Source organism: Flavobacterium sp. I3-2, from assembly GCF_013389595.1.
In the GTDB taxonomy this organism is placed as follows: Bacteria; Bacteroidota; Bacteroidia; order Flavobacteriales; family Flavobacteriaceae; genus Flavobacterium.
This window is the reverse complement of sequence record NZ_CP058306.1, coordinates 2350174-2374730: the sequence shown is the minus strand read 5'-3', so window position 1 is coordinate 2374730 and position 24557 is coordinate 2350174. Positions and strand designations below refer to the sequence as shown.

At 30.8% G+C, this 24557-nt stretch carries 29 protein-coding genes and 2 pseudogenes; 30 read left to right on the top strand and 1 reads right to left on the bottom strand.

Translation table 11 applies throughout. From position 1 onward, the window contains the following. Positions 1 to 77 precede the first annotated feature (77 nt). The 26 genes and pseudogenes from HW119_RS11265 to HW119_RS11140 all read left to right on the top strand — a co-directional run bounded on the left by HW119_RS11265 (position 78) and on the right by HW119_RS11140 (position 21814). Positions 78 to 623 carry a hypothetical protein gene (locus tag HW119_RS11265; protein WP_177764441.1) on the top strand — a complete coding sequence of 182 codons (546 nt, stop codon included), beginning with the start codon at positions 78 to 80 and terminating at the stop codon, positions 621 to 623. Positions 624 to 833: 210 nt separating this feature from the next. Then, positions 834 to 1379, top strand: a complete 546-nt coding sequence (locus tag HW119_RS11260; protein ID WP_177764441.1) for a hypothetical protein — start codon at positions 834 to 836, stop codon at positions 1377 to 1379. Between the two features lie 225 nt (positions 1380 to 1604). Beyond that, positions 1605 to 2222, top strand: a complete 618-nt coding sequence (locus HW119_RS11255) for a hypothetical protein (RefSeq protein ID WP_177764439.1) — start codon at positions 1605 to 1607, stop codon at positions 2220 to 2222. Positions 2223 to 2431: 209 nt separating this feature from the next. Further along, positions 2432 to 2722 (top strand): hypothetical protein, encoded by a 291-nt coding sequence (locus tag HW119_RS16755; protein WP_255497862.1) that lies wholly within the window; start codon positions 2432 to 2434, stop codon positions 2720 to 2722. A gap of 416 nt (positions 2723 to 3138) precedes the next feature. Next, positions 3139 to 3693 (top strand): hypothetical protein, encoded by a 555-nt coding sequence (locus HW119_RS11245; protein ID WP_177764437.1) that lies wholly within the window; start codon positions 3139 to 3141, stop codon positions 3691 to 3693. Between the two features lie 188 nt (positions 3694 to 3881). Next, complete coding sequence (locus HW119_RS11240; RefSeq protein WP_177764435.1) at positions 3882 to 4280, top strand: hypothetical protein; 399 nt, start codon at positions 3882 to 3884, stop codon at positions 4278 to 4280. Positions 4281 to 4498: 218 nt separating this feature from the next. Further along, positions 4499 to 4981, top strand: coding sequence for a hypothetical protein (locus HW119_RS11235; protein WP_177764433.1), 483 nt, complete (start codon positions 4499 to 4501; stop codon positions 4979 to 4981). A 220-nt stretch (positions 4982 to 5201) separates the two neighbouring features. After that, a complete protein-coding gene (locus HW119_RS11230; RefSeq protein ID WP_177764431.1) occupies positions 5202 to 5672 on the top strand; it encodes a hypothetical protein in 471 nt (156 codons plus the stop codon). A 239-nt stretch (positions 5673 to 5911) separates the two neighbouring features. Further along, the gene (locus HW119_RS11225; RefSeq protein ID WP_177764429.1) at positions 5912 to 6295 is read left to right on the top strand and encodes a hypothetical protein; all 384 of its coding nucleotides are present in this window, start codon (positions 5912 to 5914) and stop codon (positions 6293 to 6295) included. Positions 6296 to 6552: 257 nt separating this feature from the next. After that, a complete protein-coding gene (locus HW119_RS11220) occupies positions 6553 to 6861 on the top strand; it encodes a hypothetical protein (RefSeq protein WP_177764427.1) in 309 nt (102 codons plus the stop codon). 213 nt (positions 6862 to 7074) lie between these two features. After that, the gene (locus HW119_RS11215; RefSeq protein ID WP_177764425.1) at positions 7075 to 7950 is read left to right on the top strand and encodes a hypothetical protein; all 876 of its coding nucleotides are present in this window, start codon (positions 7075 to 7077) and stop codon (positions 7948 to 7950) included. 326 nt (positions 7951 to 8276) lie between these two features. Next, positions 8277 to 8927 (top strand): hypothetical protein, encoded by a 651-nt coding sequence (locus tag HW119_RS11210; RefSeq protein ID WP_177764423.1) that lies wholly within the window; start codon positions 8277 to 8279, stop codon positions 8925 to 8927. A 230-nt stretch (positions 8928 to 9157) separates the two neighbouring features. Next, positions 9158 to 9973 (top strand): ankyrin repeat domain-containing protein, encoded by an 816-nt coding sequence (locus HW119_RS11205; RefSeq protein ID WP_177764421.1) that lies wholly within the window; start codon positions 9158 to 9160, stop codon positions 9971 to 9973. 302 nt (positions 9974 to 10275) lie between these two features. Next, entirely contained in the window at positions 10276 to 10725 is a 450-nt protein-coding gene (locus HW119_RS11200; protein WP_177764419.1) for a hypothetical protein, read from the top strand. Positions 10726 to 10978: 253 nt separating this feature from the next. Beyond that, positions 10979 to 11977: a hypothetical protein gene (locus HW119_RS11195; RefSeq protein ID WP_177764417.1), complete on the top strand. Its 999-nt coding sequence runs from the start codon at positions 10979 to 10981 to the stop codon at positions 11975 to 11977. A 237-nt stretch (positions 11978 to 12214) separates the two neighbouring features. Continuing rightward, positions 12215 to 13075 (top strand): toll/interleukin-1 receptor domain-containing protein, encoded by an 861-nt coding sequence (locus tag HW119_RS11190; protein WP_177764415.1) that lies wholly within the window; start codon positions 12215 to 12217, stop codon positions 13073 to 13075. 317 nt (positions 13076 to 13392) lie between these two features. Further along, positions 13393 to 13731: a DUF4844 domain-containing protein gene (locus HW119_RS11185; protein WP_255497861.1), complete on the top strand. Its 339-nt coding sequence runs from the start codon at positions 13393 to 13395 to the stop codon at positions 13729 to 13731. Positions 13732 to 13952: 221 nt separating this feature from the next. Beyond that, the gene (locus HW119_RS11180) at positions 13953 to 14420 is read left to right on the top strand and encodes a hypothetical protein (RefSeq protein WP_177764413.1); all 468 of its coding nucleotides are present in this window, start codon (positions 13953 to 13955) and stop codon (positions 14418 to 14420) included. 212 nt (positions 14421 to 14632) lie between these two features. Next, a complete protein-coding gene (locus HW119_RS11175) occupies positions 14633 to 15088 on the top strand; it encodes a DUF5063 domain-containing protein (RefSeq protein ID WP_177764412.1) in 456 nt (151 codons plus the stop codon). 312 nt (positions 15089 to 15400) lie between these two features. After that, a complete protein-coding gene (locus HW119_RS11170) occupies positions 15401 to 16309 on the top strand; it encodes an IS1595-like element ISBbi1 family transposase (RefSeq protein ID WP_005807145.1) in 909 nt (302 codons plus the stop codon). Positions 16310 to 16380: 71 nt separating this feature from the next. Continuing rightward, positions 16381 to 17196: a sulfonamide-resistant dihydropteroate synthase Sul2 gene (gene sul2 / locus HW119_RS11165; RefSeq protein ID WP_001043260.1), complete on the top strand. Its 816-nt coding sequence runs from the start codon at positions 16381 to 16383 to the stop codon at positions 17194 to 17196. Position 17197: 1 nt separating this feature from the next. Next, positions 17198 to 17698 (top strand): annotated as a pseudogene (locus HW119_RS11160) (IS1595-like element ISBbi1 family transposase); the annotation flags it as partial. Positions 17699 to 17918: 220 nt separating this feature from the next. After that, positions 17919 to 18224 (top strand): hypothetical protein, encoded by a 306-nt coding sequence (locus HW119_RS11155; protein WP_177764411.1) that lies wholly within the window; start codon positions 17919 to 17921, stop codon positions 18222 to 18224. Between the two features lie 219 nt (positions 18225 to 18443). Next, positions 18444 to 18785: a DUF4265 domain-containing protein gene (locus HW119_RS11150; RefSeq protein WP_177764410.1), complete on the top strand. Its 342-nt coding sequence runs from the start codon at positions 18444 to 18446 to the stop codon at positions 18783 to 18785. Between the two features lie 470 nt (positions 18786 to 19255). Next, positions 19256 to 20707, top strand: a complete 1452-nt coding sequence (locus HW119_RS11145; protein WP_177764409.1) for an ATP-binding protein — start codon at positions 19256 to 19258, stop codon at positions 20705 to 20707. A 237-nt stretch (positions 20708 to 20944) separates the two neighbouring features. Continuing rightward, entirely contained in the window at positions 20945 to 21814 is an 870-nt protein-coding gene (locus HW119_RS11140; RefSeq protein WP_177764407.1) for a hypothetical protein, read from the top strand. A 255-nt stretch (positions 21815 to 22069) separates the two neighbouring features. Here HW119_RS11140 and HW119_RS16750 read toward each other — a convergent pair. Next, a pseudogene (locus HW119_RS16750) lies at positions 22070 to 22525 on the bottom strand (IS982 family transposase); the annotation flags it as partial. Positions 22526 to 22675: 150 nt separating this feature from the next. On the opposite strand from HW119_RS16750, the gene HW119_RS11135 reads away from it, so the two are divergent. The 4 genes from HW119_RS11135 to HW119_RS11120 all read left to right on the top strand — a co-directional run bounded on the left by HW119_RS11135 (position 22676) and on the right by HW119_RS11120 (position 24536). Further along, complete coding sequence (locus tag HW119_RS11135; protein WP_177764405.1) at positions 22676 to 22852, top strand: WG repeat-containing protein; 177 nt, start codon at positions 22676 to 22678, stop codon at positions 22850 to 22852. An 81-nt stretch (positions 22853 to 22933) separates the two neighbouring features. Beyond that, positions 22934 to 23140, top strand: a complete 207-nt coding sequence (locus HW119_RS11130) for a WG repeat-containing protein (RefSeq protein ID WP_177764403.1) — start codon at positions 22934 to 22936, stop codon at positions 23138 to 23140. Next, positions 23137 to 23679, top strand: coding sequence for a DUF4375 domain-containing protein (locus HW119_RS11125; RefSeq protein ID WP_177764402.1), 543 nt, complete (start codon positions 23137 to 23139; stop codon positions 23677 to 23679). The genes HW119_RS11130 and HW119_RS11125 overlap by 4 nt, the downstream gene beginning before the upstream one ends. A gap of 155 nt (positions 23680 to 23834) precedes the next feature. Further along, positions 23835 to 24536 (top strand): fatty acid desaturase family protein, encoded by a 702-nt coding sequence (locus HW119_RS11120; protein WP_177764401.1) that lies wholly within the window; start codon positions 23835 to 23837, stop codon positions 24534 to 24536. Positions 24537 to 24557: the final 21 nt, after the last annotated feature.

Below are 24557 nucleotides of genomic sequence, written 5' to 3'. Positions count from 1 at the left end.
CAGTTTTGGCAATTTATGAAGTTTGTGAACTTTTTTTTCGCTACTTCGCCAAGCTGTGGCACGTTACCTGCAAGCTTATGACAGACATACAAATAAAAAATTTCGTTGAACAAGCACTTACTACATTTCTACAAACTTCTGACACTTGGCTTTTAAGAAATGATTTGAGTGAACAAAGCATATCACATAGAATTGCTTTTTATTTAGATCCATTATTTGAAAATTATAATGTAGACTGTGAGTATAATGGTGATATTGATAGAGAAAATAACAGAAAAGCAATCTCAATTCTAAAAGATGAACTCCAACAATTTGGGTTATTACGTGAAAAAGAAGCTACTGATTTAGAAAAGGAATTTACTAATAGAGCTGTTTTTCCAGATATTATTATTCATAATCGTGGTACAAATGAGAATAATCTGTGTATTATAGAAGTTAAAAAAAGTACAAGTACTGTTCCTTTCGATTATGATTTTATCAAATTGCGCTCATACACATCAAACAATTATGATAATAATTTAAAATATCAGCTGGGTATATTTATTGAAGCAGTTACTAACAACAACCCTGAATTTAATTTAAGATTTTATAAGGATGGACAAAAAATAAACTTTGCTGAATAAAGCCAGCAGGTAACAAGGTATTGCCAAAAGCGGGGCTAAAGTTCTAAATTCAAAGCTTGTACTTCCCTACCCGCCAAAAACGAATTATATTCGTTTTTTTCTTAAATTTATCTCATATAAATTCGTTTTGGCTAGCCTCGGTGCAAAATCGAAACTTTTCGCTTCGATTTCCCCGCCTTCGGCAATACCCAAAACGTTACCTGCAAGCTTATGACAGACATACAAATAAAAAATTTCGTTGAACAAGCACTTACTACATTTCTACAAACTTCTGACACTTGGCTTTTAAGAAATGATTTGAGTGAACAAAGCATATCACATAGAATTGCTTTTTATTTAGATCCATTATTTGAAAATTATAATGTAGACTGTGAGTATAATGGTGATATTGATAGAGAAAATAACAGAAAAGCAATCTCAATTCTAAAAGATGAACTCCAACAATTTGGGTTATTACGTGAAAAAGAAGCTACTGATTTAGAAAAGGAATTTACTAATAGAGCTGTTTTTCCAGATATTATTATTCATAATCGTGGTACAAATGAGAATAATCTGTGTATTATAGAAGTTAAAAAAAGTACAAGTACTGTTCCTTTCGATTATGATTTTATCAAATTGCGCTCATACACATCAAACAATTATGATAATAATTTAAAATATCAGCTGGGTATATTTATTGAAGCAGTTACTAACAACAACCCTGAATTTAATTTAAGATTTTATAAGGATGGACAAAAAATAAACTTTGCTGAATAAAGCCAGCAGGTAACAAGGTATTGCCAAAAGCGGGGCTAAAGTTCTAAATTCAAAGCTTGTACTTCCCTACCCGCCAAAAACGAATTATATTCGTTTTTTTCTTAAATTTATCTCATATAAATTCGTTTTGGCTAGCCTCGGTGCAAAATCGAAACTTTTCGCTTCGATTTCCCCGCCTTCGGCAATACCCAAAACGTTGTAGGCAATGCTGAAAAACGACACCGAATGAAACAATTAACAATTTTATTTTTTTCGATATTTTTAATCAGTTGCAAACAAAAAGCACAGACAAAAAATAACAGCAAACCTAAAATGACTATGGAAAAGTCCGACAGTATTTATGGAGAAAAACTCATTGACAATGACTTCCTAAAATATGCCGACATTTCAAAAATTGATAGTTTAAAAGTTCAACTCATAAACAACTTTGACATTTACAATGAAGATAATCTCAAAATAGCTCATATAGACGCAGAAGAACTTGCGGAATTTAGTTTTAATTTTTTCCTTCCGCAACTAAATAATATATTGGAAAAAAGAAACGTGAGTTTAACCGTAAAATCGGCAGATGATTATGAAAAAACAAATGACATAATAATCAATGATGAAAAATTAAATCTTTACACAAAAAAAGAGCTTGATAATCAAACATTTTGGAACACAGCACCCAGAAATTTTTTTAGAAAAATAAATGAAATTTTAAAAATTCAAAATATAGACGAACAATTTTATTTGCTTTATGGTGGTAATGATTTACAGACAATACTATTAACAGATAAACAGTTTTCAATCATTTCCGAATACTATAAAGACAACGAAAAAGAGAAACCATACAAACCATAAAAGCACTGCCTACAACACAAGTTTGGCACAATGGCGAGTAAAGGCAAATCTCGAAGTTGGTTTTCTTTTTTATCACACTCGCCTATTTCATTTTTTATTATTAAATTTAAAAATCAAAAAGGCGTAGCTTAGTTTTGGTTAATCGTAAAGTTTCGGCTTTATTTTTTCGCCACATGCGCCAAGCTTCGTCACGTTAGCTGTAATATTTAATGAAATATCTGATAAAAAATATAATTTACGTTTTTAGTATAATAACTACCTCTCTAGTTTTAATAAATTGTGGAGGTTCTATTGAATCAGTAGAAAGAGATGAACTTATTTCAACATTTGAAAGTAATTTTGGCTTTTCACCTCCAAAATCGGTTAAAGAAATTAAATTAAAAAATTGGGGTTTATACGACACAGATGTTCATTGGTTAGCCTTCACATATGATTCTATTGTATTGTCTAAAATAATTTCAAATGAACAAAATTTAAGTGTCGTTTTAAATAATTCTTGAGAATTTAAAGTAATAACAGAAACAATTAAAGAAAATAGACATAATCCTAAATGGATAGAGTTACCTGATAATAAAACTATCCAGATTTATTTTAAAAAAGATTTCATTGAAAAAAAAACTTTTAGTGAATACTATCTATGGGTAAATACTGAAAATAGAATGGCATATCTTTACGTTCATTCGTTTTATTAAATCAAATACTACAGCTAACATAAGTTTGGCTCAATGGCAAGTAAAGGCAAATCTCAAAGTTGGTTTTCTTTTTTGCCGCAATCGCCATTTCAATTTTATTTATTAAATTTAAAAAATTAAAAAGGCGTTGCTTAGTTTTGGTTAATCGTAAAGTTTTGGCTTTATTTTTTCGCCACTGCACCAAGCTTCGTCACGTTAGCTGTAACCTTAGAAAGAAAATAAAAATGAAAATACCAAAGGATTTAAAAATAGACATTCAATGTTTTACATATTTTTTATTCAAAGGAACCTTTCATTCAGAGTTGATTTTTTTAAAGGAAGATTATTTACCACACCTTTTAAATAATAATGAACTTCTTTTTAATTGTTTTAAAATTTTTGCTGTTAAAAAAAACAATGATTATAAAGTCAATCCAGAAAATGAAATCAAAGATTATATCATCAACTATATCAAAAATAAAAAATTAGAAAAAATTGAAATAAATAAATTGAATGATTTTTGGATTAATTTTTTAAAACTTTCTGAAGTTTTCTGTTATAATGAATTTACTCAAAAAGTACCTGATTTTAATTTGTGGGATTTTAACTGTGTAGGTTCAGATGCTGTTCCTTATTTTGCTGTTTGGACAAATATTGTAGAAATTGATGAAAATTATAATGTTTTAAATAAAGAATTTGCATTAAAGAGAGCTAATGAACGTTTACTACTTTATGATAATAGTTTGAAATTAGCAATTCCTAAATTCGAAAGTTGGGAACTTGAACAAGAATTATATTAAAGGCTACAGCTAACACAAGTTTGGCGCAATGGCGAGTAAAGCTAAATATCGAAGTTGGTTTTCTTTTTTGTCGCAATCGCCTATTTCATTTTTTTATTAAATTTAAAAATCAAAAAGGCGTTGCTTGGTTTTGGTTAATCGTAAAGTTTTGGCTTAATTTTTTCGCCACTGCGCCAAGCTTCGTCACGTTGAAGAAAGAGCACACCGAAATAATAAAACATATTGTTACCTATTTGGAAGAAAATCCAACTCAAAGATTTGGTCAAGCGTTGTTTAATCTTGGAATAAACGAATTTAAAAAAAATGAAAGTGAGTTTGAGTTAAGAGATATTTACAATGATGCTGACAATGAAATTATTAAACGAATTAACAATAATTTGAATTGGTTTAAATTTCAAGAGAAAGTAAATAATCAAATTGAAATTCATAAGGAAAAACTATCAGGAATGACAGTGAATGAAAAACTATATGTTACTGAACTTATGTCTGATTTTGATTATTATCGAATTAAAAATAAAAAATATTCTGAATTTATACTTGTCCGTTTGAATGTAGATTATAAATCAATTGAACAAATTTTAAAATAAAAGTTACATATAACACAAGTTTGGCGCAATGGCGAGTAAAGGCAAATCTCGAAGTTGGTTTTCTTTTTTATCACAATCGCCATTTCAATTTTATTTATTAAATTTAAAAATCAAAAAGGCGTTGCTTAGTTTTGGTTAATCGTAAAGTTTCGGCTTTATTTTTTTCGTCACTGCGCCAAGCTTCGTCACGTTAACTGCAAGCGTATAACGAAAATGTTATGAAGAAAATATTCTTTCTTTTAATTCTTATTTTAAATATTTCGTGTCAAAATGAAAAATTTGAATTTGATTCAATTTATCATTATCAAAATAAAATTTCAGATGAAAACTTTTTTGATTTGTTGAAAGAATCTGAATCAAGTGATAATAGTGCCGCTTTAGAAGAAATATTAACTGAAAATCATATTTCAGATTTCTATAAAACATTTGAATTTATTGAAAAGAATTATACTGAAAAGGAATTAGTAAATTCACAATTATATTCAGAAATAAAAGAAATTTACAAAAACGATATTTCGTATGAAGATTCAAAATGTATTCCAATTTATAGAGATGTTTTAGTTTTCAAAATGAATGATTCTATCGTCGCTATTTCAAAAATTTGCTATGATTGTGATAAACAATATACTTTAAAGTCGAATTTAGAAACAATTGAAATAGATAACGAAAAAATATTAAAATTAAAGAACTTACTAAAATAGCGTCAGCAGTTAACACAAGTTTGGCGCAATGGCGATTAAGGTAAATATCGAAGTTGGTTTTCTTTTTTGTCGCAATCGCCTATTTCATTTTTTTTATTAAATTTAAAAATTAAAAAGGCATTGCTTAGTTTTGGTTAATCGTAAAGTTTCGGCTTTATTTTTTCGCCACATGCGCCAAGCTTCGTCACGTTAGCTGTAATGCCACAAAAACCATATTCAAATGAGCTTACATTTTCAAATTGACATAGCTTTTGATCTTAAAGACAATATTTCTAACGAAATAACTTCAAATCTTGAAAAAATTTTTAACGAACAAATACTAGATGATAGTGAATTTAAAGATATTCCTAAAATTATAAAGAATGAAATAGCCCGTAAAAAAGACAATTTATCATTTTTAGGAAGAGACATATTTTATTTTAAGAGACATTATCGCTATACTGAAAATAAAATGGATATATACAGATGGACAATCCATTTTCGAACAATGCTTTCCGATGATATTTTTTATGAGGAAGGATATCCATTAATTGCTTGGTTTGCTATTTTATCTGAAACAAAGGGATTTGTCGGATACATAAAAGAAGAATTAGAATTAGAACCAAGGTTAATTTATTTTGAAAATAATGAAGTTGTAATTAAGGAAAACTCACAAAAAAAAATTAAATTTATGTATACTGATTTCTCGTAATAGATAACTTGGCACTACAGCTAACATCGGCTTGGCAAAATGCGGGGTTAAGTGCAAAATTGAACTTCTCACCTATTTAACCGCCAAAAGCTGTTTGCTTTTGTTTTTTTATTAAATTTACCAAAAGGCTCACAGCTTTGGCTCAGTTTCGGTATGAATTGAACTTTCGCTCAATCCATGCCCGCACTATCGCCAAGCTGCGGCCCGTTAGTGGCAATTTTACCAAACCTTACACGCAATTGAAAAAAGTAGTTTACATTCTAATATCTATAATTTTATTGTCGATTGTTTCACTTATTATATATTGGATTTTACCATTTGAAGTAACTAGAAAATCAGATATAAATTTTGGAAATAAATTAATCGAAAATATTAATTCTTATAAAATTGAATATGGTAAGCTGCCGGAGAATGACGATTGGAAAACTTTGGAAAAAATTGGTTTTAAAACTAAAATGTTAGGAACAACTCCAAGTTATGAATCTAATGGAATTGACGAATTTGAAATTATTTTTCTTGAAGGTTTCGATGGACCGTATTTAATGTGGAATTCAAAAGAAAATAAATGGAAAATTGATTTTCCGAAAATTTATACAAAACCTAAAGCGGAAAATACGAAATAATTACAATAAAAACTGCCACTAACATAAGTTTGGCGCAATGGCGAGTAAAGGCAAATCTCGAAGTTGGTTTTCTTTTTTATCGCACTCGCCTATTTCATTTTTTATTATTAAATTTAAAAATCAAAAAGACGTTGCTTAGTTTTGGTTAATCGTAAAGTTTTAGCTTTATTTTTTCGCCACATGCGCCAAGCTTCGTCACGTTAACTGTAATTTTATTAAAACTTCTGGTAATTAGAAAAAACTTTAAAATTCATATTTTGAAAAAAATAAATTCCTTGTTTTTTGTTTCAGTCTTAATCATTTTATTTTTCATAAATTTTTTCTGGATTGGAACAGAAGAAGAAAAAATAGAATTAATTGAACAACTTCCAAACTCATTTTTCAAAAGATTTTTAATTTTGTCATTTTTGGGATTTGTATTTATTTGTTTCTTAGTACTGATTAATTACGTAGTAAATAGAATTGTTAAGAAAGAAGAATTTAATCTAAAAAAAAATGTTTTAACAAGGTTTATAATTGTTATTTGTGTTTCTCTAATTGGAACATTAATTTTCTTTTTTATTTAAAACTACAGTTAACACAAGTTTGGCGCAATGGCGAGTTTAGGCAAATCTCGAAATTGGTTTTCTTTTTTGTCGCAATCGCCATTTCAATTTTATTTATTAAATTTAAAAATCAAAAAGGCGTTGCTTAGTTTTGGTTAATCGTAAAGTTTTAGCTTTATTTTTTCGCCTCTGCGTCAAGCTTCGTCCCGTTATGTGTAATTTTAAATATTGTGAATGAAGTATTTAATTCTAATATCTTTTTTAATTATTCTGGGAAGTAAAACCGAAATAGACAATTTAAAAATAAAATCAATTACAAAAACAATAAATGGAAATATATTAGAAATTAAAGAATTTGATGAAAATCAAAATTTAGTATTTGAAAAGCATAATCAGATCGATTTTAATGTAGAAAACAGCATCATTTTTATGACTGCTTATGTTTATGATACAATTAATTTAAAAACATTTAAATATTATGCAAATTCCAATACAAAATTAGAATATTCTATTGATTCCTTAAGTAAAAATATGATTTTAATTAAGGAAAAAAAAGCTTTTTTTAAAGATGTTGGTGAGAGAAAAAAATACAGAAACACATTATTAAAGATTAACAATAAAAATAGTTTTTTAGATTATTTCAACTCAATTAAGCCTAATAAAATAGTATTTGATTATGAATATTCATATAGTGATTCAATTACAACAAGCATTAAACAAAAGCTTATAAATGATACTATCATAATTGAAACTATAAAAAAACAAGACGATTATATTAGATTTTTTTCTAAAATATATACATCTCTCGATGGAAGGAAACTTAAAGAATTTACCAAAAGTGAAGATGATAGAAACCTTGAGTTAATTTACAATGATAAAGAGCAAATAATATTTCAAAAAGAAATTGGACAATATTATAAGTTTATTTATCGAGACGATAAATTAATTAGAAAAAAAATGTATCACGGAAAGTCATTAGCATTTATGAATGAATATTTTTATAAAGATGACAAAATCATTAAAGAAATAAAATATAAAATAACTGAATCTGAATATTTTTCAGAAATACCGAAAGTTCAAACTGTTTTATATAAATATAAGTATTATTAAAAACTACACATAACACAAGTTTGGCGCAATGGCGAGTTTAGGTAAATCTCGAAGTTGGTTTTCTTTTTTGTCGCAATCGCCATTTCAATTTTATTTATTAAATTTAAAAATCAAAAAGGCGTTGCTTGGTTTTGGTTAATCGTAAAGTTTCGGCTTTATTTTTTCGCCACATGCGCCAAGCTTCGTCCCGTTGTGCAACATTTGACCCGAAAATGAAAAAACGAATTTTAACAATATTATTTTTAATAACGAATCTGGCTTTATTTGGACAAGAATCTGAAGATTGTTATAAAATAAAGTATCTCGACTTTTTTTGTTTAGACAAAATGGAAATTATAAAATGGTCTGAATCTGAACTTGATGGTCTATCGAAAATGGATTTTGCTAACGATAGAGGTCAATCTGAAATTAAAACCAATTTCATTATTCCAATAATTGTTTATCAATTAAAAGAATATCATCCAAATTGTAAAAAAAATATTGATTCAACTTATTTTAATAAAATTTCAGAAATCTATTTAAAAATTAGAGAAATTGATTCAACTGAATTTCCACAAAAATCAATCGCAGAAAAAATTGATTTCTTACGTGCTGACTTCTATTCTCAAGTCGAAAATCTGGAATATCTGCCTAAAATGACAACAACTTTTGATGACGGACCTTTTTATGGAGTTGACTTTACAGAAAATTCGGCATTAAAACTTATCAAAACGCAGGAAACTAAATTTGGAACTTTAGTTGTTTCAAAAGCTAATGATAAAACAATACTTACAAGTAAAGATAAAAACGGAAACATAATTTGGCAGAAGTCAATTACTGGGTTGTCAGACAGAAATTTAACTGAATTACATTTTACCGAAAACCCAATAGAATACAATTCCGTTGCGACTGTTGCTCATATGTATTCGGAAGGAGAAAGATTTACACTATATTTAAAAAGCGATGGAAGTTTTATGTATTACTTTCATTCGTGGTAAAGAAAGTATAAAACGTCGCACAACAAGGGCTTGGCGCAATGGCGGGTTAAGTTATAAATTGAAAGTTTCGGCTTTCTATATCGCAAAAAGCCAATTACATTGACTTTTTTTCATAAATTTATTCAATGAATTGGCTTTTGCTTACCGTGTCGCTAAATTGAAACTTTTCGCTGCAATTTCCGTCACTTACGCCAGGCCCCGAAACGTTAACTGCAATTATATCATAAAAAATGGATAAAACGAATGAATATAATATAGAAAAATTTTCGGTTATGTATCGTATAATTGAAGATGCTAAAAAATCAAAAAATTGGGAGATTTTTAAATCTGAAATTGAGAAATTTGATGTTTCTATTACAAATGGTGATAATGAGACAATTTTACATAATTTAGTATATAACGTCCCTGTCGAAATTACAGAACTAGTTTTGAAAAAAGGAGGCAATCCAAATATTGCAAATTCACGATACGGAAGAAATCCTAGCTTTTATGCCAATTCACTAGAAACTCATCAAGTTTTAGTCAAATATGGTGCAGATATAAATTATCAAGATGAAAGCGGTTGGACCGCAGCACAAATGAATATGTCAATTAATGAACTATTGTTATTTTATATCGAAGAAGGCTTAAATATCGAATTAAAAGACATAGCAGGTCGTACAATGTTATTTGAAACTATCTTTAATAGAGATGAAAAAAATTTTAATTTTTTGTTAGAAAAAGGTGCTAATATTGATTCTGTAGACAATTTTGGTTTATCACCGCTCTTTTATGCTATTATTGGTAACAATGAAAATATATTATTTACATTATTGAAAAATAATGCATCAAATAAAATATTAACAATTAAAGACTATGATATTGGTATTGCTGAAACCCCTCTTATTCTTCCTAAAGAATCTTCAGTATTCGATTTGACTAAACTCATTAAAGATTGGATTGACACAGCGAATGATTCTGAAGAATGGATAGCTGAATTTAAAACTAATTTCTACAATAGATGTAAAATAATAGAAAAATTTATGATATTAAAATTATTAATTTAGAATTAGAAAAAGCAAAAAAATTTCCTTGGTATAAGAAAATATTTAAAAAATAACTGCAGTTAACAAGGGTTTGGCGCAATGGCGGGTTAAATGATAAATTGAAAGTTTCGGCTTACTATTCCGCAAAAGCCAATTACATTGACTTTTTTTTCTTAAAATTATTCAATGAATTGGCTTTTGCTTACCGTGTCGCTAAATTGAAACTTCTCGCTTCAATTTCCGCCACTGACGCCAAGCCCCGAAACGTTACCTGCAACTGTAAACCGAATAAATAGCATATTAAAATCCTAAAAATAATCGACATGAACAAACTTCTATTAATTGCTATCTTATCAATTTTAAGTATCTCAAGCTATGGACAACAATCCAATCCTGATGAATTGATTAAAAAATTCTTTACCGAATATCCGAAAAACTCAGGAAAAGCTTTAGACGAACTATACGAGACTAATCCATGGAATGTTAGAATAAAAGATGGAATTGAAACCATAAAAAAAGAAGTAAACAGTTATAATGTCGACTATGTGGGGAAATATTATGGTTACGAACTAATAACGAAAAAAAAATTATCTGAAAGCTTTGTTCTTTACTCATATATGGTAAAGTACGATAGACAACCTATGAGATTTGTATTTAAGTTTTATAAGCCAAATGACAAATGGATTTTATTTGGTTTTGAGGTTGACACCAACCTTGATGATGAACTTTCAGAAGCGGCTAAAATTTATTTTCTTAAACTTGACGATAAATAGTTAGATAAAAAAATAACATCTGCAGGTAACATAAGTTTGGCACAATGGCGAGTAAAGGCAAACTATTAAGTTGGCTTTCTTTTTTGTCGCAATCGCCTATTTCATTTTTTATTATTAAATTTAAAAATCAAAAAGGCGTTGCTTAGTTTTGGTTAATCGTAAAGTTTTAGCTTTATTTTTCGCCACATGCGCCAAGCTTCGTCACGTTAGCAGAAATACTATGAGCGACCTTTCCGAATTTAAACAAAATTATTTGAAGCATCTGAAGGAAGAAGCCGAACGTGAATTAAAAGAAAACGAAAACGTAATTCTAAATTTTATAGACATTTCAAAAAACAAAGGAATAGAGCTTACTAAAGAAAATTTTAGTTACATTCAAACAATTGGAATCGTTGTTAGCTCTAAGGATATTCTATTAAAATTAAATGAAGACATTGTTTTAGATAAAGATAATTTAATCGATTATAAATTTATTTGTTCCAAATTTGAAAAACGATTATTTGCAAAGGGCTATTTGTATTCAGAAAATTACATATCAATGGCTAGTCCTTTTTTCAGAAGAGGTTTTCATTTTGTAAATGATTTTCAACCAAGATTTATAGAAAAATTTTGGGAAATAAAGCCAGATGATTATGACGAACTAAAGATTAGTCTTGACCATGATCATTTAAGAATTAATGTAGATAATAGCGCGTTTTTAGAATTAGATACATGGTATGGTGTAAAATTCGATAAGAATATTGAAAATATTTCTGACCAGCCAATAAAATTGAGACCGTCATTTGAGTTTGATTCAACAGACATTTCATTTTTTTTCGCAGATGCATATTGTTTAGATATAAAATGGTCAACTAATCAAAACATTAAGACTTTTCAAGCAGAAGAAATTAAAACAGAATCTGTTACTACAAATATTGATGGTATTGAATATTTTCCTGTACGATATATTCATGCAGAATTTGATACATTAAGTAAAACATTTAGACATTTTGATGGAGCAATCCACTTTTACACTATAGATGAATACTATCAAAGAAGGGATTCTGATTTAAATTTTAATTCTAAGATTTCAAATCCAATAAAATCAAAATCCAAGAAGATATTTAAGATAAATGGAGAAATAAATATTGATGTATGGGTTGATTTTTGTTGTCAATTTTTCTCACATAATCCATTAGCCATAGAATATTTTGAAGGAGAATATCCTAAACATATAAAAGAGATGTTAGAAAAAATACGTAAATCTGAATAAGTACTTCTGCTAACATGCAGTTTGGCAAAAGAGCGGAGTAAGTGTTAAGTTCAAAGTTTCGGCTTTCTATTTCGCAAAAACCGCTTGGTTTTCGCTTTTCTTTTTATAATTTAGCATCAACGCAAGCGGTTTTGCTTCGGTCGGTACAAATTGGACGTTTTGTCCTTCAAAACCGCTCCTTCGCCAAGCTGCTGGAACGTTAGCAGAAAGGCTATTCCCAAAAAACGTTAATAAATTATGAGTATTCAATCTATAACAAATTCAATAGCAAGTTTAGATAGAGATATTAAAAATATCGAAAATCAATTAAATACGGTAAATAATAACCTTAGCCGAAAAGAAAAAGAAGCGAATTCAATCTTTGAAAAAATAAGTAAGGAAAAAGATTTAAAAAAAATTGTCAATCTTCAGAAAGATTTGACAAGAAAAAATGATGAAATCAATAGAATTACAAAAGACAAATCTACAAAGACCAAAAATCTATCAGATAAGCAAAACAAAAGATTGAAACTATTACAAGATTTAAATAAAGAAGAGCAAAAAGAAAGAGATAAAACTAAAAGAGAGCAAAAAGAAATGCTTTCTCTTCAGCAAAGCATAACCAGAGAAATGCAATTACAGAAACAATTAGCCTCAGAATCTTTTTCTAAAAGCAAGGAATTAAATAATAAACATGAAACAATAAGCAAAAACTATGATGTTTTTGTTTCACACGCATCAGAAGATAAAACAAGTTTTGTGCGACCTTTTGTAGAGTCACTTAAATCTAAAGGTGTTGAAGTTTGGTACGATGAATTTGAATTGGATATTGGAGATAGTCTTAGACGTTCAATTGAAAATGGTTTAAAAAAATCCAAATATGGCATAGTTGTCCTTTCAGAAGCATTTTTTAGTAAAGAATGGCCACAAAGAGAATTAGATGGTCTTTTTGCTAGAGAAGTAAATGGAGAAAAAGTAATACTTCCTATTTGGCATAAGATTTCTAAAAATGAAGTATTAAATTTTAGTCCAATAATCGCAGATATGTTAGCTATAAATACAACTGACTTCACAATTGAGGAAATATCAGATAAAATAGCCAATAGATTACGAAGATAAAAAGCCCTTCTGCTAACAAGGGTTTTGCAAAATGGCGGGGTTAAGTCTAAATTGAAACTTTGTGCTTTGTAATCCGCAAAAGCCAATTTTATTGGCTTTTTTTCATAAATTAGCAAATAGAAATTGGCTTTTGCTACATATCGTCTAAATCGAAACTTTCGTCTTCGATTTATCGCCACTTCGCAAAGCCCGGAACCGTTACATGCAATTTTACCAACATCATGTATAAAATAAAATTCTGTTTAATAATTCTTTTTCTATCTACAATTATTTCTTGTGGACAGAATAAAATTAAAACTCCTCCAAACTCAAAAAACATGTTTGAAAATTTTATAACTAAAGAAAAGTTTAAGGAAGATTCATCATTATTTTACCCAGGTTTATCTGATGAAAAATTAAATCCTTTATTAACTAGTTTAATTAATGAATCTGCAAAGGATTTTCAATTAATAGCGGAAAAAGGAAACGCAACTGAAGCGGAATATCAGAACGCTATTAAAAGTGGTCTGAATAAATTTTCTTTAATATATCTTGAACTTGATACTGAAGATAGAGAACGTATATGTAGTTATTATGAAGAACTCATGGATATTGTAGGTCTTGAAAGTTCAGGTGGACATTTAAATGACTTTATGTACGGATTTGATCCAGAATAAAAAAAAACTGCATGTAACATCGGCTTGGCGAAATGCGGGGTTAAGTGCAAAATTGTACTTCTCGCCTATTTATCCGCCAAAAGCAGCTTGCTTTTGTTTTTTTTATTAAATTTACCAAAAGGCTCACAGCTTTAGTTCAGTTTCGGACTGAATTGAACTTTCGCTCAATTCAAGCCCGTACTATCGACAAGCCGCGGCCCGTTAGCTGCAATTGAAAAATCATGATGGAAATAACACAGAAAAATAATCATTTCGATTTCTTCGATGGAAAGAAAATAATTTCAAATTGTAATACTAAAACTCTTTATTATTTTGGTAGTGATTTAGCTACTGACTTTATTAATTCTTACATTATATTCAAAAATGGTCAGAATAAAATTAATATTGGTGTTTTTGGTGAATATAAAACCTGCTGGAAATATTTATCAAACTTTCAGCCACCAGCACGTGGTTTTGAACTTAATGACCTTATTACTTTATGCAAAATTTTAGACATTGACCTGATTAAACAATTTGATAATAACTTTTCGACTGGTTTCGAAGTACTATTTAAAAATAGTTATCCGCATGACGTTGTTGTAATCACAGAAGTTTATGGAGGAAGGCAACCAGAAGGAGTTTATATTCACTCAATTCTCTTTGTAAATCATGAATCAACATTTAAACAAAAATATTTCAACTGCAGCTAACAAGGGTTTGGCGCAATGGCGGGTTAAGTAATAAATTGAGAGTTTCGGTTTTCTATGTCGCAAAAAGCCAATTACATTGACTTTTTTTCTTAAATTTATTCAATGAATTGGCTTTTGCTTACCGTGTCGCTAAATTGAAACTTTTCGCTTCAATTTCCGCCACTGACGCCAAGCCCCGAAACGTTAGCTTTAATATTTACAAAACTCCGTCTATGAAAGAACTTTTAGATCCAATCAATGAAATTTCGAAATACGGATTATTAGAAAATCTAAACGAAAAAGACAAAACAAAAAATCTTGAAAGAAATCTTGTGAAAATTTATGATTTGTATTTTGAAAATGAATTTGAATTCGACGAAACTGAATATCCAGAATTTAACAAAAAAGATTTTTCAAATATTCGTGAAAATATAGCATCTAATTTTCCAAAATTTGGATATTATAAAATTGCGACTTTAATAACTGAAATCGAAAACGAAGTTGAAAATTTAATAGCCGATTCTATTGATGATCTAAATGATATAATTTTAGATTTGCAGGAAGTAAAATGGAGGACTGAAAATACGAGTGTAAATGATGCAAAATGGTTTTTTAATCTAATTTTCGAATCTCATACAAAAAATCATATTATAAATTTACTGAACTATTTAAGGGAAACCGAAGACTAAAAAATACTGCAGCTAACATTGTATTGGCAAAATGCGGGGTTAAGATGTGAATTGAAAAATTCCCCACATTTATCCGCCGCTATTTTTCCATTCACATTTTTTTAGTAATTTAGTTCATGGAAAAAATATCGGCTCCGTTTGGTCTAAACTTGAACACTTGTTCAAATTAAGCCCGCACTTCGCCAATACTTTTTCCGTTATGTGCAATGTTATAAAGAATACTGTAGAAATAGATGGAATTGATAAATAATACTGATTCTCCGCAAACACACCTAATATTTTTAGTATATTAGCGCTCAAAAAGCAGGGATTATGAACATATTCAGTTTTACGGCTCATTTCGGTTCGGAGGAAGATTGTCGTTTGCATTTCAAGGAGCAGCGTGATAAGGAAGGGGTTGTCTGCAAGCGATGCGGGGGCACTTCCCATTATTGGTTACAGGGTAAATGGAGTTATGAATGCAAAGGTTGCCGTTTCCGCACCTCGTTGCGCAGCGGTACGATCATGGAGAGCTCCAAGCTGCCGTTTCTGGTGTGGTACAAAACGATGTTCCTGATGAGTTGCACAAAAAAGGGATTCTCCACCAACGAACTCCAGAAGCAATTAGGATTGAAGCGTTACGAACCGGTATGGGCGATGGTACACAAACTCCGCAGGGCGATGGGCAACCGGGATGCAAGGTATACACTGGAAGGGATGATAGAACTGGATGAGGGTTACTTTTCGGTGGCCAGTAAGGAAATCGAGCGAGGCAAGGGTACACGTGGCCGGGGAGCCGAGGGAAAGCAGAACGTTGCGGTGATGGCCGAAAGCACCCCGTTGGAAGATATCGAAACGGGCAAAAAGGAGAAGCATGTGCGTTATTTCAAGGCCAGGGTACTGGATAGCCATCAAAGTGAAGGAATCAACGGCGTGGTCAGGGACTGCATGGAGGATGATGCCATCGTATTTTCGGACAAAAGCACTTCTTACGTTGACATCTCCGATCTGGTGGAATTGCACGTCACCGAGAAATCAGACGCCAAAACCACCAAGGAAACACTCAAATGGGTGCATATCGCAATCAGTAATGCAAAACGGACATTGCTGGGCAACTACCATAAAATCAAAAGGAAATACTTACAGTTGTATCTCAACGAGTTTATTTACAAATTAAACAGACGGTATTTTGGAGACAAACTCTTTGACAGACTAGTAATTGCGAATATAACAGGTGCATAAACGGATAATCAGAATCTTTAAACATCCTAATTAACTACCTGCGGATTTTAGGTATTATTATAGAAGCCCCCATGAATAAATCGCTCATCATTTTCGGCATCGTCAACATAACCTCGGACAGTTTCTCCGATGGAGGCCGGTATCTGGCGCCAGACGCAGCCATTGCGCAGGCGCGTAAGCTGATGGCCGAGGGGGCAGATGTGATCGACCTCGGTCCGGCATCCAGCAATCCCGACGCCGCGCCTGTTTCGTCCGACACAGAAATCGCGCGTATCGCGCCGGTGCTGGACGCGCTCAAGGCAGATGGCATTCCCGTCTCGCTCGACAGTTATCAACCCGCGACGCAAGCCTATGCCTTGTCGCGTGGTGTGGCCTATCTCAATGATATTCGCGGTTTTCCAGACGCTGCGTTCTATCCGCAATTGGCGAAATCATCTGCCAAACTCGTCGTTATGCATTCGGTGCAAGACGGGCAGGCAGATCGGCGCGAGGCACCCGCTGGCGACATCATGGATCACATTGCGGCGTTCTTTGACGCGCGCATCGCGGCGCTGACGGGTGCCGGTATCAAACGCAACCGCCTTGTCCTTGATCCCGGCATGGGGTTTTTTCTGGGGGCTGCTCCCGAAACCTCGCTCTCGGTGCTGGCGCGGTTCGATGAATTGCGGCTGCGCTTCGATTTGCCGGTGCTTCTGTCTGTTTCGCGCAAATCCTTTCTGCGCGCGCTCACAGGCCGTGGTCCGGGGGATGTCGGGGCCGCGACACTCGCTGCAGAGCTTGCCGCCGCCGCAGGTGGAGCTGACTTCATCCGCACACACGAGCCGCGCCCCTTGCGCGACGGGCTGGCGGTATTGGCGGCGCTGAAAGAAACCGCAAGAATTCGTTAACTTTTCGGTGGCCAGTAAGGAAATCGAGCGAGGCAAGGGTACACGTGGCCGGGGAGCCGAGGGAAAGCAGAACGTTGCGGTGATGGCCGAAAGCACCCCGTTGGAAGATATCGAAACGGGCAAAAAGGAGAAGCATGTGCGTTATTTCAAGGCCAGGGTACTGGATAGCCATCAAAGTGAAGGAATCAACGGCGTGGTCAGGGACTGCATGGAGGATGATGCCATCGTATTTTCGGACAAAAGCACTTCTTACGTTGACATCTCCGATCTGGTGGAATTGCACGTCACCGAGAAATCAGACGCCAAAACCACCAAGGAAACACTCAAATGGGTGCATATCGCAATCAGTAATGCAAAACGGACATTGCTGGGCAACTACCATAAAATCAAAAGGAAATACTTACAGTTGTATCTCAACGAGTTTATTTACAAATTAAACAGACGGTATTTTGGAGACAAACTCTTTGACAGACTAGTAATTGCGAATATAACAGGTGCATAAACGGATAATCAGAAATAATATTTTAAAAAACAAGATAAATTACTTTTTTATTTTAATTTTTATTATTCTTTATATACGTCAAGAAAACAGAATTTTAGATTTTCCAAATTATTTAAATTATACATTTTTTTTTATATCCTTTTTTATACTTTTCTATATAAACAACAAACTAAGTAAAGGAAATACAAGAAAAAATTTTCTTTATCAAATTTTTAATATTTTGGCATTAATAGTTTTTGGCATTTTCTTTACAGCTATGTTAAAAATACCATTAAACTTTGCCATAGTTAAATTAACATATGGAAATCATAATGTAAAAGTTTGTCAAATAAACAATTTTATCTCAGCCAGAACTACGAAAATATATTTTATACTTGATGGCGAAAAGCAATCAATAAACTTTAAAAATGAAAAACATCTTACGAAAGAAGAAATTATTAAAAATTATATGATTAAATTGAATTATAAGAAATCTATATTTGAAACAAAAGTTATTGAAAGTTACAACCTAATAGAAAAATATTAACACTGCACATAACACAAGTTTGGCGCAATTGCGGGTAAAGGCAAATCTCGAAGTTGGTTTTCTTTTTTGTCGCACTCGCCTATTTCATTTTTTATTATTAAATTTAAAAATCAAAAAGGCGTTGCTTAGTTTTGGTTAATCGTAAAGTTTTGGCTTTATTTTTTGCCACTGCACCAAGCTTTGGAACGTTACATGCAATGTTATCCAACTAACCGTATAATGAAAAGAAATTTAGAAAAAATTTTAACGAGATATTACAGTGACGTTCTTGAAAAAGAAACTGTTGAAACTTTATGGGCGGAAATAATTGATAAAAACAAAGGACTTTTTAAAATTGATAATATTCCTTTCTATGGACCAAAGTTTTCTTGTGGCGATATAATATATGCCGAATACGACAATTATGAAGAACGCTTGACTTTCAGAAAAGTTGTTGAACCAAGTGGAAACTCAACAATTCAAATAATTGTGATGGATGAAAACCTTGACTTCCAAAAATTACGTAATGAATTTAAAAATTTAGGATGTGAAAGTGAAGCAACTGGAGGAATTATTTTGTAATGGAAATTCCTTTTGAACAAAATTATACTGAAATATTTAAAAAATTAACGGAATTGGAAATAACGGAACAATTGGATTTGCAGAACCTGTGATTTCTGACAAACATAATTCTGAAAAATTATAAACACTGCAGGTAACACAAGTTTGGCGCAATGGCGAGTTTAGGCAAGTCTTGAAATTGGTTTTCTTTTTTGTCGCACTCGCCTATTTCATTTTTTATTATTAAATTTAAAAATCAAAAAGGCGTTGCTTAGTTTTGGTTAATCGTAAAGTTTTAGCTTTATTTTTTCGCCACATGCGCCAAGCTTCTTCACGTTGTACGTCATTGCACCAAGAGACACTGCAAAAAACATATTCCCGAAATAAGAAGTTTGATTTATTTTATCGTAGCATATTTTGATATAAAAAATACAAATTAAATAGATTTAATTCTGCTTATTTTAGCTATATTTGTAAAAACAAATAAAAGTATGAGTAGTCCAAGTCTTATTCCAACAGAAAAAATAATTGAAAGATTACGATATGAAAACCCTTGGTGGATAAATAAACAAATACCAGAAACTTATAGTTCAATGTCAAAGCGTTTGTATTTTAGTCTGTTTTATCCAAACGTAACAGAGAAAAGTATTCGTAGGGCTTTGGTATTGATGGGACCTAGACGTGTAGGTAAAACTGTAATGCTTTTCCATAGTATAGAACAATTAATAAGCGAGAACATAGATCCACAAAAAATTTTCTTTATAGGAATTGATAACCCGATCTATGTTCACTTAAGTTTAGAAGATATTTTAGATTTATGCAAACAAGCATTAAATCTAACTAATTTAAATGGTTGCTATGTCTTTTTTGATGAAGTTCAATATTTAAAAGATTGGGAGAGGCATCTTAAAGTTCTTGTCGACTCATTTCCTGATACGAAATTCATTGTTTCGGGGTCAGCCGCTGCTGCATTAAAATGGCACAGTACAGAAAGTGGAGCTGGAAGATTCACTGATTTTATGCTACCACCATTAACGTTTCAAGAATACATTTATTTAAAAAAAATGAATCATTTAATTTTTGATGGGAATATTAAATATGGTGGTAAAGAAATAAATTATTGTTTGACACATGACATAAAAGCATTAAACAGAGAATTTATTCATTATTTAAATTTTGGTGGCTATCCAGAAGTTGTACTTTCTGAGAAAATTCAAAGTGATATGGGCAGATATGTGAAAAATGATATTGTTGATAAGGTTCTGTTACGAGATTTACCTAGTCTTTACGGAATCAAAGATGTACAAGAATTAAATCGTTTTTTTACTTATATAGCTTACAACACTGGAAATGAATTTTCTTATGAAACAATGAGTAGAGAAAGTGGTATTCAAAAGGATACCCTAAAAAAATACTTAGAATATTTAGAAGCTGCATTCTTAATCAAAGTATTAAACAAAGTAGATGTAAATGCCAAACGACTTAAAAGAATTACTAGTTTTAAAGTATACTTAACAAACCCGTCTTTAAGAACTGCATTATTTTCACCTATTAGTGAAACGGATAATGAAATGGGGAACATTGTTGAAACAGCTGTATTATCACAATGGATGCATCGTGAAAAATTGGATTTAACATACGCAAGATGGAAAGACGGTAGAAACGATGGCGAGGTAGATTTAGTTTTAGTTGATGATAAAAAATATAAACCAGTATGGGGCGTTGAAATAAAATGGAGTAATCGTTATTTTGATAAACCTCAAGAATTGAAAAGCTTAATCCAATTTTGCAAGTCTAATTCATTCGATAAATCTTTGGTAACTTCAATAGATCAGTTAGGTGTCAAAACTTTTGAAAATATTGCGTTATCATTTTTACCAGCTTCAATATATTGTTATAATATTGGTGATATTACACTTAAAATGAAAAATAACAATATTTAAGCAACGAACGTACAACATGGGTTTGGCGCAATGGCGGGATAAGTGATAAATTGAAAGTTTCGGCTTTCTATTCCGCAAAAAGCCAATTACATTGATTTTTTTTCTTAAATTTATTCAATGAATTGGCTTTTACTTATCGTGTCGCTAAATTGAAACTTTTCGCTTCAATTTCCGCTACTTACGCCAAGCCCCCAAACGTTGTGCGTCATTTTAAACAAAGCCTGAAAACAAAAGAAATTGAGTTGGATAAATAAAATATTTGGAACTAAAAAAGCAGAGGAAATTCCTAACCGAAAAATTGATTATATCAAAATAACAAAAGATTGGAACGCTGACCCAGTTTCACCTGAAATTCAATTGGAAGTGGACGGAACTGACTTAATAATGGATATTTATCTCAATCATTTTCAATTCGACAAATATCTAGAAGACGACAAAGTTAAAATTCGATTTAAAAACTGTGCGGAATATTCTCTGAATACCTGTAATGACGAAGGCTTTTATTATGGTCAGTACAGAATTAAACCAACAGAATTAGACTGGGGAGAATTCTATGAAATTAAAAATGGATTAGATAGAAAATTACCGGATCCAATTAATATAATTCAAAACGATAATTCAGACAGAAAACATTTCATATTCTTTTTTAAAGACGAGACATTCGAATGCCTTGCTTCCAACTATTATTTAGATTTTTACAACGAAAATGTACTAAATAATTGTAAAACTTATAAAGTAATTTTGGATGAAAAAGAAATTGGAATTTCAAAACTAGAAAAGGCAGACGCACCAATGGGAGTTGCTTTTGGACTAATTGAATTCAATGGAATTGAAAATTCGTACAAATACTTCAAAGAATACTGCTTGAAAAATAATATTGTAGTAAATACTGACGACCCAGAATTTGAATTTATTTATACACATGTCATACCAGAATTAAAAGTAATTAGACAAGATGGTCTTGAAATAAAAGGAGTTGCAGGAAATGCAATTGCGGGTATGAAAGATGAAGGATATGAAATTTCTATTTTGGGAATAACTTATCCATTTTATGAAGAGGAATTTTCTCATCATGTAGAATATTATAGAAATAGGTTTAGAAAATAAAAAAAAAACGAAAGCACAACAAGGATTTGGCGCAATGACGGGTTAAGTGATAAATTGAAAGTTTCAGCTTTCTATGTCGCAAAAAGCCAATTACATTGACTTTTTTTCTTAAATTTATTCAATGAATTGGCTTTTGCTTACTGTGTCGCTAAATTGAAACTTTTCGCTTCAATTTCCGCCACTGACGTCAAGCCCCGAACCGTTGTACGCAATTTTAGGACGTACTTTCCGAATAAAAGTTTGGTAATTTTAATAAGTTTGAGATAAGTAACCCCTGTCTCCAAGTAATACACAATCAGATATTTGTTTTTTTATATTTTTCAAAAAATGAACATAGTGAACATCTGCTTTTGTAATATCTAAAGAATGAAAAATTCCATTTATGGAACAGGCTTCATGAAATTTATACCTGAAAACCAATTGTTTTTGAGAAGTAGAAAATCCTTAGAAGGAGCTGTTTCAAATTCATTTTTCAGATTTTAATTCTTTTATCACGTGCAAATTTGCAATTCTCCAACGGCATACAATTTTCGATGAAATAATTTTCAAATTCTAAAAAAAGAGTGGCTATTTTTGTTCGGATTATTTCAAAAAAGAAAACAATTTTAGTCTTCGCTTATTGAATTGACTTCGCTCAATTAAATTAGATATTTGTTCTTTATTAATTTCCTTAAATAAAGAATTCTCGTTGTCAATTGACATAAATTCAGCATCTTGACCATTATCTAATACATTTATTTTATTAGAAATAGTTACACCCAACGGTTAATTCATAGGGTTTTATAGATAAAAAAAAGAACTATTGTATTTTCGAAGTTTAAAAAAATCGAAAAATACAAATATTTCAACAAAGAATTTGCTTTGGTTAAAAGTATTGCTGGTTTTTATGGTTTAATTAATACTGATGGAAAAATTATTGTTCAACCATCTTATGCAGCCATCGAAGATTTTGGAAAAATACGTAAAGATTGGGCTGAAGTTAAAACAGTTGCCGGAACCATTGGTTGTATAAATATTTCTAGTGAAATAGTAGTTTAACCTATTTATAAAAAAGTTTTTAAATTTAAATACAACCAAGGTAAATATGCATTAGTTGAAAGCATAGTTGGTTCGTTTGGTTTGATAAATTCAGAAGGTAAAGAAGTTGTTCCTCCATTCTACTCAAAAATTGGTACCTTTGGAAAATACCAAAAAGATATTGCTTTAGTAAAAATTCTAGACTTTCAGTTTGGATTTATTGATGTCAACGGAAAAGAAGTAGTACCAGTAAAATATTATCATTTAGAAGAAGCTATCGAAGCATTAACCAATACGTATAAAAAATGAAAAAATTAATTAAAATCATTGTTTCGGATAATTCATTTAAAGATGAAGATCCTTATAAAATAATAAGTTCAAATATCAGCGTAATCAATGTATTACGTGAAGAAGGTGCAGAAATTGACCAAATTCATGACGATGCGATGTTGAGCTATTATGTTGATTTTTATTTAGCACAATATAACAACGGAAATTTTTCGCAATTTGTTTGGAATACCAAATGGTCGGACGAATTAAATGATGAAATAAAAATTGGTTTAGAAAAAATTGGCGCAGTAAAACATTTAGAATTATTTAATCAACAATGCGAAAAAGTTGCCCAGTTATCTGAAGAGGAATTAAATTCATTTTTAGAAAATGAATATTTTGGTGAAAACAAAACAAGAGACTTACTAAAAAACGATGCTTTTTTTGATATTGACGAAAATTTGATTGAATTAAATAGTCAATGGCTTAAAAATCATAAAGATTTATGGGTGCTTTCTATAGACGATATGTTTGAAGAAATTGAAAATTTTGTCGGTCACAAAATCGAAAAATATTAAAAGAAAAACAGAAATTAACTGAAATTCAATCATTTAATTTCTGTTTTTTTTACCTTTAAATAAAAAATGAAAATCACATCGAAAGAAATAAGGGAAAAGTACATTGGAAAGATTTAAATAAACTGACTTTAAAAGGAAAAATAATTGAAAACTTCATGAATTTACCTTGGCTTATTTTGTCTTTGTATGTAGCATCAAAAGGTTATTATTTATTAGCTTTTCCTTTTTCTGTGATTTATTTTCTTACCACTTTAAGACAAGTTCATAACGGAATTCACAACGCATTAGGATTAAGTAAAAAGGCAACCCGATTTTCATTATTAATAAATAGCATTTTCATGGCGGTTTCTGCATCCGCAATTAAATTCAATCATTTACGTCATCATAAATACAACCTTTCTGAAGAAGATTACGAAGGAATTACAGCTAGGATGAAATGGTTCGAAGCCATTTTATATGGACCTATTTTTATGTTTAACATCCATTTAAACACCATAAAAAAAGGAAATAAAATATATAAAAATCAACTGTTTACAGAAACTTTTTTTATCATTCTTTTTGTTTTTTTAGCCTGCTATTTTGAAATAAATTTTTTAATCTATCATATTCTAATCATGTTCTTTTTTGAAGGTTTAATGGCGTTTTTTGCAGTTTGGGCAGTTCATCATGATACCGAAGAAAATCCTGAATTTCCAAGAACTCAACGCGGTTCAGATTGGAAAAGTTTTATATCAGCCAATATGTTTTTCCATTTAGAACATCATCTATTCCCATCTATTCCGACGCATAACTTGAAAAAAATTTCTAAACGTTTAGACGAAAATTTTCCGAATTTATATAAAAAAAATGTTTTCTAAAATAGCTCAACCTAACAAATC

Coding starts and splice junctions, on each gene's coding strand:
- HW119_RS16755 (WP_255497862.1), top strand. CDS start 2,432: ATGAAATATCTGATAAAAAATATAATTTACGTTTTTAGTATAATAACT.
- HW119_RS11170 (WP_005807145.1), top strand. CDS start 15,401: ATGAACATATTCAGTTTTACGGCTCATTTCGGTTCGGAGGAAGATTGT.
- HW119_RS11120 (WP_177764401.1), top strand. CDS start 23,835: ATGAATTTACCTTGGCTTATTTTGTCTTTGTATGTAGCATCAAAAGGT.
- HW119_RS11245 (WP_177764437.1), top strand. CDS start 3,139: ATGAAAATACCAAAGGATTTAAAAATAGACATTCAATGTTTTACATAT.
- sul2 (WP_001043260.1), top strand. CDS start 16,381: ATGAATAAATCGCTCATCATTTTCGGCATCGTCAACATAACCTCGGAC.
- HW119_RS11185 (WP_255497861.1), top strand. CDS start 13,393: ATGTTTGAAAATTTTATAACTAAAGAAAAGTTTAAGGAAGATTCATCA.
- HW119_RS11215 (WP_177764425.1), top strand. CDS start 7,075: ATGAAGTATTTAATTCTAATATCTTTTTTAATTATTCTGGGAAGTAAA.
- HW119_RS11230 (WP_177764431.1), top strand. CDS start 5,202: ATGAGCTTACATTTTCAAATTGACATAGCTTTTGATCTTAAAGACAAT.
- HW119_RS11265 (WP_177764441.1), top strand. CDS start 78: ATGACAGACATACAAATAAAAAATTTCGTTGAACAAGCACTTACTACA.
- HW119_RS11235 (WP_177764433.1), top strand. CDS start 4,499: ATGAAGAAAATATTCTTTCTTTTAATTCTTATTTTAAATATTTCGTGT.
- HW119_RS11150 (WP_177764410.1), top strand. CDS start 18,444: ATGAAAAGAAATTTAGAAAAAATTTTAACGAGATATTACAGTGACGTT.
- HW119_RS11180 (WP_177764413.1), top strand. CDS start 13,953: ATGATGGAAATAACACAGAAAAATAATCATTTCGATTTCTTCGATGGA.
- HW119_RS11210 (WP_177764423.1), top strand. CDS start 8,277: ATGGAAATTATAAAATGGTCTGAATCTGAACTTGATGGTCTATCGAAA.
- HW119_RS11145 (WP_177764409.1), top strand. CDS start 19,256: ATGAGTAGTCCAAGTCTTATTCCAACAGAAAAAATAATTGAAAGATTA.
- HW119_RS11260 (WP_177764441.1), top strand. CDS start 834: ATGACAGACATACAAATAAAAAATTTCGTTGAACAAGCACTTACTACA.
- HW119_RS11255 (WP_177764439.1), top strand. CDS start 1,605: ATGAAACAATTAACAATTTTATTTTTTTCGATATTTTTAATCAGTTGC.
- HW119_RS11200 (WP_177764419.1), top strand. CDS start 10,276: ATGAACAAACTTCTATTAATTGCTATCTTATCAATTTTAAGTATCTCA.
- HW119_RS11125 (WP_177764402.1), top strand. CDS start 23,137: ATGAAAAAATTAATTAAAATCATTGTTTCGGATAATTCATTTAAAGAT.
- HW119_RS11190 (WP_177764415.1), top strand. CDS start 12,215: ATGAGTATTCAATCTATAACAAATTCAATAGCAAGTTTAGATAGAGAT.
- HW119_RS11205 (WP_177764421.1), top strand. CDS start 9,158: ATGGATAAAACGAATGAATATAATATAGAAAAATTTTCGGTTATGTAT.
- HW119_RS11175 (WP_177764412.1), top strand. CDS start 14,633: ATGAAAGAACTTTTAGATCCAATCAATGAAATTTCGAAATACGGATTA.